Origin of the sequence: Streptomyces zhaozhouensis (assembly GCF_900230195.1) — a bacterium.
Taxonomy (GTDB): Bacteria; Actinomycetota; Actinomycetes; order Streptomycetales; family Streptomycetaceae; genus Streptomyces; species Streptomyces zhaozhouensis.
On sequence record NZ_OCNE01000006.1, the window covers coordinates 240,623 to 251,969 of the forward strand.

Here is an 11,347-nt window from a genome sequence, read left to right on the forward strand (position 1 = left end):
AAGTCATCGGGCGCCGCGTCATCGGGCGCCGTGCGGAAGCGCGGGCGCGCGGGCGTCCAGCTTCCGCAGCTCGTCGGCGACTATCCGGCCGATCTCGGCCATGGCCCCTGGCTTCATCAGGTCGTTGTGGTTGCGTTCGAGGGTGTGGGTGGTGATCCGGCCGTCCACGAAGGGGCGCCAGCTCTCGGGCGTCGGCGAGACGTCCACCTTGTCCAGCGAGGCGACGACCACCACGACGTCGCCGCCGAAGACGGGCGGCGCGAAGTTGTTCACCAGATGGCGGCCGTTGGCGTAGACCCGGCCGATGTTCTCGATGTGGCGCTGCTCCAGGCTGGCCATCGAGCTGCCGAGCCGCCGCAGGATCGCCATCACCTGCTCGTAGCGCAGCGGCTCGTCGCCCAGGTACCTGCGGTCGTAGCCGACCCAGCGCAGCAGGTCGGCGAGGATCTCCTGCTCGCCCAACTCCGCGATGGGCTGGCCCGGGTAGGTGTCCAGGATGGTGACCAGGCCCACCTCCTCGCCGACGCTCTCCAGATGCGCCGCGATCACCTGCGCCGCGATGCCGCCCGAGGAGTAACCCAGCAGGTGGTAGGGGCCGGTCGGCTGCACCTTGCGGATCTGCTCGACGTAGTCGGCGGCCATCTCCGTGAAGTTGCCGGGCAGCTCCTCGTCGGCGCCGTCGAGGCCGCGCGCCTGGAGGCCGAAGACCGGGGTCTCCGGGTCGACATGCTTGATCAGCCCGGCGTAGCACCAGCTCAGCCCGCCGGCCGGGTGCACGCAGAAGAGCGCGGGACGTTCGCCGTGCGGGCGCAGCGGCAGCAGCACGTCCAACGGGCTGTCGCTGCCGGCACCGCCGTCCTCCAGCCGCGCGCCCAGCAGCGCCGGGGTGGGCGCCTCGAAGATGCTGCGGATGGTCAGCTCGGCGCCGAAGACGTTCCGCACCTGGCTGATCAGCCGGTTGGCGAGCAGCGAGTGGCCGCCCAGATGGAAGAAGTTGTCGTCGACGCCGACCCTCGGCAGCTCCAGCACCTCGGCGAAGAGCCCGCAGAGGATCTCGTCGCGCGGGGTGCGCGGGCCCCGGTCGGAGGCGGCCGACGCCAGGTCGGGCGCGGGCAGCGCCCTGCGGTCCAGCTTGCCGTTGGGGGTCACCGGCAGCGCGTCGAGCAGCACGAACGCGGCCGGCACCATGTGCTCGGGCAGCCGGCCCGCCAGGTGCAGCCGCAGGTCGTCGACGCTCGGCCCGGTGCCGGGCGCCGGCACCACATAGGCCGTCAGCCGCACGTCGTCCGGCCGGTCGCGGCGGGCCAGCACGGCGGTCTCGGCGACCTCCTCGTGCTGCGCCAGCGCCGTCTCGATCTCGCCCAACTCGATGCGGAAGCCCCGGATCTTCACCTGGTCGTCCGTCCGGCCCAGGTAGCGCAGCGCCCCGTCCGGCTCCCAGCGCGCCAGGTCGCCGGTGCGGTACATCCGCGAGCCCGGCGGGCCGTACGGGTCGGCGACGAACCGCTCCGCGGTCAGCCCCTCCCGGCCGAGATAGCCGCGCGCCAGCTGGACGCCGGCCAGATACAGCTCGCCCGGGGTGCCGGGCGCGGAGGGGCGGAGCGCCGAGTCCAGCACGTAGGTCCTGGTGTTCCACACCGGGCGGCCGATCGGCACGGGCCCGGCCGCGTCGGAGCACTGCCAGGAGGTGACGTCGATGGACGCCTCGGTCGGGCCGTAGAGGTTGTGCAGCTCGGTGTCGGGCAGCAGCTTCAGGAAGCGGCGCTGCGACTCCTCGGGCAGCGCCTCGCCGCTGCACATCACGCGGCGCAGTCCGACGCTGTCGGCCGCCGCCGGCTCCTGGAGGAACGCGCTCAGCATCGACGGCACGAAGTGCGCGGTGGTGATCCCGGCGTCCCTGATCAACTGGCTGAGGTAGACCGGGTCCTTGTGCCCCTCCGGCCTGGCCAGCACCAGCGTGGCGCCGGTGATCAGCGGCCAGAAGAACTCCCAGACGGAGACGTCGAAGCTGGCCGGCGTCTTCTGCAACACCCGGTCATCCTCGGTCAGTCCGTACCGGTCCTGCATCCACAGCAGGCGGTTGACCACGCCGCGGTGCGGCACCATCACGCCCTTGGGGCGGCCGGTGGAGCCCGAGGTGTAGATGACGTACGCCGGGTGGTCGGGCCCGGTCAGCTGGTCGGGCGGCGCGCTGCCGGGGCGGCCCGTGACCTGGTAGCGGGTCTTCACCGAGTCGATCACCAGCCGGGGCACGGGCAGCTCGTCGGGCAGGCCGACCTCGGTCTCGGTGGTGGTCAGCAGCACGGTGGGGCCGGCGTCCTGGAGCATCATCGCGATGCGGTCCACCGGGTAGTTGGGGTCGACCGGCAGATAGGCGGCGCCGGTCTTCAGCACCGCGAGCAGCGCCACCACCAGGTCGACGGAGCGCGGCACGGCCAGCGCCACCAGCGTCTCGGGCCCGGCGCCGCGGGAACGCAGCAGGTGGGCCAGGCGGTTGGCCTGGACGTGCAGGCTGGCGTAGCTGAGCCTCGTGGTCTCGTAGCGGACGGCGACGGCGGCCGGGGTGCGCTTGGCCTGCTCGGCCAGCAGCTGCGTCAGCGTCGCCTCGGGCGCGTGGTGGGCCGTCTCCGTCTCGTTGAACCGCTCGACCACCAGCCGCCGTTCGGAACGCGGCAGCAGGTCGACGCGGCCGACGGGCAGCTCGGGGTCGGCCTGCGAGAGCTGGTCGAGGAAGCCGAGGAAGCGGTTCTGGTGGGCGGCGATCTCCTCGCCCCGGTAGAGCTCCGGGTTGGCGTCGAAGTCGATCTGGAGGCCGCGGCCGTCGGGGCGGCCGTAGAAGATCATCGCCAGGTCGTCGGAGGGGCCGATGGAGAGGTTGTTGACGATGGCGGGCGTCTCGCCGAACCGCAGGTCGTAGTCGAACATCATGATGTTGACCTCGGGGCCCACCAGCCGCTCGTCGCCGGCCAGCAGCCCCCGGTCGCGCCGCAGATCCTCGTAGCGGTAGCGCTGGTGCTTGACGGCGGCCCGCATCTCGGCGGAGACCGCGTGCAGCGTCTCGGCGAGCGTCCTGGCCGGGTCCAGCGTCAGCCGCAGCGGGATCACGTTGGAGACCATGCCGGGGATCGCGCGCGCGGAGCGGCCGGTCCTGGCGCTCACCGGCAGGCCGAGGGTGACCTCGGAGACGCCCGTGGTCCGCTGGAGGTAGAGCGCGGCGGCGGTCATCATGATCGCCGGCCAGGTCACGCCGACGTCGCGGGCGGTGTCGCGCAGCGCGTTCAGCCGGTCGTCGGGCAGGAACTCCGAGCGCCGCACCAGGGCGTGCGCCAGCGTCGGCTTGCGGTCCGACAGGCTCACGACGTCGGCGCTGCCGGCCAGCCGGTCGGCCCAGAATTCACGGTCGGCGGCGAAACGCCGGTCCGCGCGGTATTCCTCGTCGGCCTTCACCAGCTCCGCCAGCGGGCCGAACGGGCTCTCACCGACCGGCTCCCCTTCGAGCAGCGCGGTGTAGATCTCGGCGGCCCGCTTGGCGAGCATCGCGACGGCGAATCCGTCGACCGTCACGTGGTGATAGCGGTAGAACCAGTAGTGGCGGTAGGTGCCGACCCGCAGCAGGGCGAAACGGAACAGCGGGTCGACGGTCGGGTCGACCGGCTCGACCATGACCTCCCGCATCCAACGCTGCGCGGCGGCGTCCGGGTCCACCTCGAAGCTGAGGTCGACGACGTCCAGCTCCCAGGGGCGGTCGGGGTCGAGGACCTGGTACAGCTCGTCGCCGTCGGAGACGATCCGCACCTGGAGCGCCTCGGCCTCGCCGACCAGTCGACGCAGCGCCTCGCGCAGCACGTCGGCGTCGACGGAACCGCGGATCTCCAGGTATTCGGCCGCGTTGTAGATCGGGTTTCCCGGGTCGAGTTGCTGGGCGAACCAGATTCCCGCCTGGGCGGCCGTGAGCGGTATCCCCTGTCCGACGGGCATTCGTTCTTCCACCTCAAGCAGATAGCCGGGAACTACCTCTGCCAACGGTTCTGGGAAAACCGGGTAAAGCGTTACCCGCTAGCCGCTCTGTGTGGCGTTTTCCGGCGGTGGGTTACGGCGTTTCCCTTAGTGACCCCCATTGACTCTGCCGGCCAATCTGCCAGCGGCTAAGGAGAGTGAACAAGCTGCCTTGCATCAAGCTGCATGGCCCCCGGCGCTCGCCTGGCGTGCCGCGACGGGGGTGGTGGAGCGCCGGACGTGGGGCGTGGACGACACCCCGCCCGGACGGACCGGCACCGCTGTCGACCGCGCCCCGCCCCTCATGCACCGCGCCGTTCCCCGCGCCCCTCAGGCCGTCACCGACCGCACGCGGACCCGCGCCTGACCGACCGCTCCCACCACGAACCGGGGCGCGGGGAGCCGTGCCGGCCCCCGCGGCGCGGTCGCCCGGCGGGGAGGTCAGATCGTGCCGAGGTCCGCGCTCAGCCAGCGCTCGGGGCGCAGCCGGATCACCACGTGCTGGCCCTGCTCGGCGTACGCGTACTTCACGTAGCCGTCCACCTTGTCGGGCGGCAGATAGCGCGTGGCCATCTCCCGCAGCTCGGACTCCCCGCCCTCGCTGACCGAGGTGACCGGCCCCTCGACGGAGACATAGCGAACGGTCGGCTCCAACCGCTCCGCCATGATGGCGAACCGGCCCGCCTCGACGGCCAGTCGGTGCTTGCGCGAGTCCTTCCCCGTCAGTACCCACAGCTCGCCGCCCGGCGTGTACTGGTACCAGATGGGGACGGTCAGCGGCGCGCGCTCCGGGGTGCCCGGCGCCACGGAGAACGCGCCGATGTGGGGCTCGGCGAGAAAACTCTCGCGCTCTTCTGTGGTCAGTGCCATCTCGTCGTTCCTCTCGGTCCTCGGTACTCGGTCGCGCGGGAGGTCCGGGAGGCGCCGGCGGCGGCCTCCACACCCCCCGTGGACGTGAGGGACGCCGCCGGCCCGCGGGGAGCCCGCGCGCTGCCACCCTCGCACCCGGCACTGACAACGGGGCACGGCGCGCGGCGTTCGCGCTGCGCGTCTCCCTCGGTCGCCGTACTCTCGACCCGTGAGACAAACCGGACGAAAGGCCCGCCGGGGCCACTTCCCCGCCGCCGGACCGCTCGCCGGCGCCGCCGCCGGGGCGGCGGGCACCAGCGCGCTCAACGCCGTCAGCTACCTCGACATGGTGGTGCGCGGGCGCGGCGCCAGCGACACGCCGACCGAGAGCGTGGAACGGCTCTCCGAGGTGACGGGCGTGCCCGTGCCGGGAGAGGGCGCGACCCGGGAGAACCGGGTCGCGGGCCTCGGCCCGCTGCTCGGCCTGGCCACCGGCGTGGGCGTCGGCGCCGCCCTGGGCCTGGTCCGCCCCCGCCACACGGCCGTCGCCGCCGCGCTGGCCACCACCGGCGCGCTCGTCGGCTCCAACGCGCCGATGGCGGCGTTGGGCATCAGCGATCCCCGCCGCTGGTCGGCCGGCGACTGGCTCAGCGACCTCCTCCCGCACGCGGCCTACGGCCTGGTGACGGCCTGGACCCTCGCCCGCCTCTCCCCGGCCCGCCGTCGCCGCACGCCCGCGCGCCGCTGAACGCGCGCCACGCGTACAGCCGCCACCGCACGCCCGCCGCCCGTTCAGCCGCCACCGCACGCCCGCCGCCCGTTCAGCCGCCACCGCACGCCCGCCACGCGTCGGCCCGTCGCGCGTTCACCCGGCCCGCCGAGCGCACCCCACGCGCGGGGTTTCCGCTGGCGGCGGCCGTGCCGCACAATGGCTGCCTCGTGATCGACAAAGCGACCCGGAGGCGTCCGAAATGGCACATGAGGTACGCGGTGTGATCGCACCCGGCAAGAACGAGCCGGTGCGCGTGGAGACCATCCTGGTCCCCGACCCCGGGCCCGGCGAGGCGCTGGTCCGGGTCCGCACCTGCGGGGTGTGCCACACCGACCTGCACTACCGCCAGGGCGGCATCAACGACGAGTTCCCGTTCCTGCTCGGACACGAGGCGGCCGGCGTCGTCGAGTCGGTCGGCGAGGGCGTCACCGAGGTCGAGCCGGGCGACTTCGTGGTGCTCAACTGGCGCGCGGTGTGCGGCCAGTGCCGCGCCTGTCTGCGGGGCCGCCCGCAGTACTGCTTTGCCACCCACAACGCGAAGCAGCCCATGACGCTCACCGACGGGACCCCGCTCAGCCCGGCGCTGGGCATCGGCGCCTTCGCCGAGCTGACTCTCGTGGCCTCCGGACAGTGCACCAAGGTCGACCCCGAGGCGTCGCCGGCCGCCGCCGGCCTGCTGGGCTGCGGCGTGATGGCCGGCATCGGCGCGGCCATCAACACGGGCCAGGTCGGCCGGGGCGACAGCGTCGCCGTGATCGGCTGCGGCGGGGTCGGCGGCGCGGCGATCATGGGCGCCAGGCTGGCCGGCGCCGCGAAGGTCATCGCGGTGGACATCGACGACCGGAAGCTGAGCATCGCCGAGGGGCTCGGTGCCACCCACACGGTGCGCTCGGGGGAGAACGACCCGGTGGCCGCGATCCGCGAGCTGACCGGCGGCTTCGGCGCCGACGTGGTGATCGAGGCGGTCGGCCGGCCGGAGACCTACGAACAGGCCTTCTACGCCCGCGACCTGGCGGGCACGGTGGTCCTCGTCGGGGTGCCGACCCCGGAGATGCGGATCGACCTGCCGCTGCTCGACGTCTTCGGGCGGGGCGGCGCGCTGAAGTCCTCCTGGTACGGGGACTGTCTGCCGTCCCGGGACTTTCCGATGCTGATCGACCTCTATCGGCAGGGCCGACTGGACCTGGACGCGTTCGTCACCGAGACGATCGCTCTCGACCAGGTCGAGCAGGCTTTCGACCGGATGCACGAGGGCGACGTGCTGCGTTCGGTGGTGGTCCTGTGAGCACCGGCACCCGGGTCGAGCGCGTGGTGACCTCCGGCGTCTTCGAGTTGGACGGCGGCAGTTGGGAGGTCGACAACAACGTCTGGCTGGTCGGCGACGACAGCGAGGTGCTGGTCGTCGACGCCGCCCACGACGCGGCGGCCATCGCCGAGGCCGTCGGCGACCGCGCGGTGCGGGCGATCGTCGCCACCCACGGGCACAACGACCACGTCAACGCCGCGCCCGAGCTGGCCGCGCGCACCGGCGCGCCGATCCTGCTCCACCCCGCCGACCTTCCGCTGTGGAAGCTCACCCACCCCGAGCGCGATCCCGACGGCGAACTGGCCGACGGGCAGCGGCTCTCCGTGGGCTCGGTGGAGCTGACCGTGCTGCACACGCCGGGGCACGCGCCGGGCGCGATCTGTCTGCACGCGCCGGCGCTGGAGACGGTGTTCACGGGGGACACGCTCTTCCAGGGCGGTCCCGGCGCCACCGGGCGCTCGTTCTCCGACTTCCCGACCATCGTCGACTCGATCAGGGACCGGCTGCTCACCCTGCCGCTGGGCACGGTGGTCCGCACCGGCCACGGCGACACCACCACCATCGGCCAGGAGGCGCCGCACCTGCCCGAGTGGATCGCGAGGGGCCACTGAGTCGCGGTCCCTCTAGGGTGTTCGGGGCGGGGCGAGGGCCCCGCCCCGAAAGAGGCTTCGAGCGGGGGGAGCGCGGATGCCGGCGGCCGGAGGCGCGACGGGGAACGCGGCGGGGAGCTCGGCGGGGAGCTCGGCGGGGGCCGAGCCCGGGGTGCGGCTGCCGGCCGCCTTTCTCGCGCGGGCCCTGGACGGTGCCGCACCCGACTCGCCGGTGACCGTACTCGCGGTCGACCGGGCCGGGACGCTGCCGGCCGGGCCGGAACGCGACGCGCTGCTGGCCGCGTTGCTCACCGGTCCGCACGCCGGCTCCGCCCCCGAGGGGCTGCTCGCCGCCGCCGTGGGGGCCGAGACGGACGCCCCGGTGCTGGCGGCGCTCGCCCATCCCGACTGCCCCGAGGAGTGGCACGCCGCCGTCGCCGCCCGCCGCGCGGACGAACGGTTGGGCGCACTCGCGCACGCCGGCGCGCACCCCGCCTCGCGCGCCGCCGTGGTCGCCGAACTGCGCCGGCGCGTTCCCGCCCCCGCGCCCGTCACTCCCGAGGCGGTCGAACGACCCGACGCCGCCCGGCTGGTGCTGCGCTCCCCGGACCTGGCGCCGGAGGTGCTCGCCGCCGCCGTCGCCCTGCTCCCCGGGCCGCCCGCACAACTCACCGAGGGCCAGGAACTGAACGCCTGGGTGGCGGCGCACGGGGCGGCGCTCAGCGCCTGGCGCGCGCTCTGGCGCGAGGTCCTCACCACCCACGCCGACCGCGTCACCGCCCTCTGGGCACTGCTGTCCCGCGACGCCGACGCGCCGGCAGGCGGACAGGCGAGCGGGCGGACGGGCGAGCGGGCGGGCGAGCAGGCGCGCGAGCAGACGGGCGAGCAGACCAGGGCCGTCGTCGCCGAACTCCTCCTCGGCACCCTTCCGCACGCGCTCCCGGCCGCGCTGCTGGTCGAGCTGGCAGAGGCCGACCTGGCCCGCTTCGCGGGCGCCGCCCTGACCAGCCGCGTCTGCCGGCTGCGCGTCGAGGGCCACGCCCCGGAGGAGGCCGCCGCCCGCGTCGCCGAGGAACTGGCCGCGCTCCCCGAGCCGGACCGCCGGCTGCCGTCGGCCTACCTCGGCACGTTCGGCGCCACCCCGGAGCGCGGCCTGGCGGCGGCGACCGACTGGATCGCCCGCGCCCTCGCCGAACGCTGGCGCCCCCTGCTGGAGCCGGACACCGACCACCGACTGCCCTGGCGCAGCCCGCCGGAGACCAGGGCCGCGCTGCGCGCACGGTACGCCGAGGCCGCCCTCGCCGCGTTGGCGCTCTGGCGGCCGCGGCCCGGCTTCCCCGTCTGCCAGCCGGGGCAGCTCGCGTGGCTGGCAGAGTTGGCGCGGCTGCTGCCCGCCGACCAGCGCCCCGCGCTCGCCGAGCGCGCCGGGGCCCTCCTCGCCGACGCCCGCGAGGGCCGCGCCCACCGACGCCGTCGCCGGGGCGCCTACCCGGCGGCCGAGGACCCGGCGTTCGACCGCGCGCTGCACGCGACCCGGCGCGCGCTCGGCCTCGACCGGCGCGAGAGGCCGGCCGACGCGCCCCTGGACGAGCTGAGTTGGCAACCCGCCGCCGTCCTCGACGCCCTGGCGGGGCCGGGCGCCACCGACGGAACGCTGGAACGGCTGCTGCTGGCCCACGCGGTGCGCGGCTACCCGCTCGGCCCCGCGTTCGACTCGTTGCTCGCCCGGCACAGCGCGCCCGCCGACGCGTTGCACCGGCTCACCGGCCAACTCCGCACGCTGCTCGGCCCCCACCCCGGCGCCGCGGGCGCCTGGACGGAGGCCGTGACGGTCAGCCCCCACCGCACCCGGGCGACGTTGCGCGCCCTCCCCGCCCACCTCGCCCTCGCCGCGCCCCCGCCGCCGCCGGACGAGGCCGGCGCGCTCCCCACCGTGCTCTCCCTCGTCACCGAGGCGCTCGCCGCGCGGCCCGCCGCCTGGCACCACTTCGCCACCGGCCCGCTCCGCGACCGCCCCCTCGGCGAGGCCCTCGACCGGGCCCTCGCCCGCCCCGCCGGCAGGTGAGCGCGACCGCTGGCGCTCGGGCGGCGCTTCCGTAAGGCTGTCGCGCATGGTTTCCCTCGTGCAGAACATCGCGATCGACTGTGCGGACGCCTACGAACTGGCCCGCTTCTGGAGCGCGGTGACCGGCCGCCCGCCACACCCCGACGACCGGCCGGGCGACGAGGAGACCCAGGTCCTGCTCGCCGAGGGACCGGTCCTGCACTTCAACCAGGTCCCCGAGCCCAAGACCGCCAAGAACCGCGTCCACCTCTGCCTGCGCCCCGAGACCACCCGCGAGCAGGAGATCGACCGCATCCTGGGCCTCGGCGCCACCCTCGTCAGCGACCACCGCGCCCCCGACGGCACCGGCTGGGCGGTCCTCGCCGACCCCGAGGGCAACGAGTTCTGCGTCCTGCGCAGCACCTCGGAACGGGCGGCGGACGCCTGAGCGCGCGGCGGACGCCTGACCGGGCGGGTTGGCGAGGGTTCGCCCCGCCGGCGCGCGCCCGGCGCGCGCCCGAGCCCCGGCGCGCTGGGGGTTGGCGCCGGGGCTCGGGGGTCGGGTGGGGGCGGGGAGGGACCCGCCCGGGTCAGGAGCGGCCGATCAGCAGCCGGGTGAGGCGGAGGTTGCCGCGCAGGACGACGCCGGCGATCAGGATCGCGACCACCAGCAGGCCGGAGCCCAGCAGCGCGGCCTGGTTGGCGGCGTCCTGGTCCTCGATCTTGATGAAGCCGTACCAGTTGCTGCCGCCCGCGTCGTTGATCGACTCCCAGACACCCGCCGCCAGCACATAGCCGTAGCCGGCCTGGGCGATCATGGCGAACGGCAGCAGCGCGACGGTCAGGCCGGCGGTCGTGTCGACCAGCAGCCACCACAGCTGCCGCCAGCTCGCCGGGTCGGCCATCAGCACCATGGTCCTGCGGGGGGCGCCGGCGTCCTCGGCCCACTGGGCGCGCCGCGGCTCCGGCACCGGGAGGCCGGCCCACTCGGCCACCAGCGACTTGCGCCAGTCGGCGAAGTCCCGCATCCAGGTCATGAGCACCGGTGTGGTGTAGAGACCGATGCCGATCGGGATCAGACCGATCGAGACCAGTGTCAGCGCGAACAGCGGTACCGAGACGAAGACGATCGCCAACGCGATGCCGAGCCCGCGCCACGGCGCCTTGAGCAGCGCGGCGACCCTCCCCTCGGCGGGGGCGTCCCGGCGCGCGGCGGGGATTCCGTTGCGCCCCTCGTCCAAGGTCGTCCGCCCCAGCGTGTCGGTGGCCATCTCGTCTCCGCCTTCTCCGGTCGTGTTCGTTGTTGACCACCATCCTTCCGACTCGACCGTTCACGGTCAGCCCGGCCACCCACCCGGTCGAGGTGTACCTCGCACCACCCCCCGGCACGGTCGCCAGACCCACCGTGTCCTGACCCTTGACTGGCGACGAGCGCCCTCATAGCGTCACGGCGACCGTCTCGGTCGACCCGTTCATTGAAACGACTCACCCCATCGTGCCCAGCGACCAGCGAGACCACTCTTCAAAAATGAATCGACTCAACTCCGCCAGGGGGAGCCGCGCATGAGACCTCGACGAGCCGAATCCCCCACCCGCCCCGGCAGACGCCGCTCCGGGGTCGCGCTGCTGACGGCCGGTCTGTTGTCGGTCGGGTTGTGGGGTGGTGGGGCGCCGGGTGCGGTGGCCGAGGAGGCCGGTGCCGGCGCGGGGTCGGGTGTCGCGGAGCGGTCGGGTCCGCGGTTGGAGGCGTTGGACCGGGGGCTGGTGGCGGTCGCGCAGGAGGAGGGGGT

General features: G+C 74.4%; 9 protein-coding genes. 6 read left to right on the top strand and 3 right to left on the bottom strand.

The genetic code is table 11. The features are described from left to right. Nucleotides 1-18: 18 nt before the first annotated feature. The gene (locus CRP51_RS11990; protein WP_097231083.1) at nt 19-3,978 is read right to left on the bottom strand and encodes a non-ribosomal peptide synthetase; all 3,960 of its coding nucleotides are present in this window, start codon (nt 3,976-3,978) and stop codon (nt 19-21) included. A 459-nt stretch (nt 3,979-4,437) separates the two neighbouring features. Further along, a complete protein-coding gene (locus tag CRP51_RS11995) occupies nt 4,438-4,866 on the bottom strand; it encodes a pyridoxamine 5'-phosphate oxidase family protein (protein ID WP_097231084.1) in 429 nt (142 codons plus the stop codon). A 208-nt stretch (nt 4,867-5,074) separates the two neighbouring features. On the opposite strand from CRP51_RS11995, the gene CRP51_RS12000 reads away from it, so the two are divergent. The 5 genes from CRP51_RS12000 to CRP51_RS12020 all read left to right on the top strand — a co-directional run bounded on the left by CRP51_RS12000 (nt 5,075) and on the right by CRP51_RS12020 (nt 10,005). Next, on the top strand, nt 5,075-5,593 hold the full coding sequence (locus tag CRP51_RS12000) for a hypothetical protein (protein WP_097231085.1): 519 nt from the start codon (nt 5,075-5,077) through the stop codon (nt 5,591-5,593). A gap of 223 nt (nt 5,594-5,816) precedes the next feature. Beyond that, on the top strand, nt 5,817-6,902 hold the full coding sequence (locus CRP51_RS12005) for an S-(hydroxymethyl)mycothiol dehydrogenase (protein ID WP_097231086.1): 1,086 nt from the start codon (nt 5,817-5,819) through the stop codon (nt 6,900-6,902). Beyond that, entirely contained in the window at nt 6,899-7,534 is a 636-nt protein-coding gene (locus CRP51_RS12010; RefSeq protein ID WP_097231087.1) for an MBL fold metallo-hydrolase, read from the top strand. The genes CRP51_RS12005 and CRP51_RS12010 overlap by 4 nt, the downstream gene beginning before the upstream one ends. Before the next feature lie 76 nt (nt 7,535-7,610). Beyond that, nucleotides 7,611-9,578 carry a hypothetical protein gene (locus CRP51_RS12015; protein ID WP_097231088.1) on the top strand — a complete coding sequence of 656 codons (1,968 nt, stop codon included), beginning with the start codon at nt 7,611-7,613 and terminating at the stop codon, nt 9,576-9,578. A 46-nt stretch (nt 9,579-9,624) separates the two neighbouring features. Then, complete coding sequence (locus CRP51_RS12020; RefSeq protein ID WP_097231089.1) at nt 9,625-10,005, top strand: VOC family protein; 381 nt, start codon at nt 9,625-9,627, stop codon at nt 10,003-10,005. Between the two features lie 142 nt (nt 10,006-10,147). Here the strand turns inward: CRP51_RS12020 and CRP51_RS12025 are convergent, their stop codons facing one another. Beyond that, nucleotides 10,148-10,828, bottom strand: a complete 681-nt coding sequence (locus CRP51_RS12025; protein WP_097231090.1) for a sensor domain-containing protein — start codon at nt 10,826-10,828, stop codon at nt 10,148-10,150. 292 nt (nt 10,829-11,120) lie between these two features. On the opposite strand from CRP51_RS12025, the gene CRP51_RS28470 reads away from it, so the two are divergent. Continuing rightward, nucleotides 11,121-11,347 (top strand): hypothetical protein (locus CRP51_RS28470; RefSeq protein ID WP_141514586.1); only part of this gene is annotated, 227 nt, incomplete at its 3' end.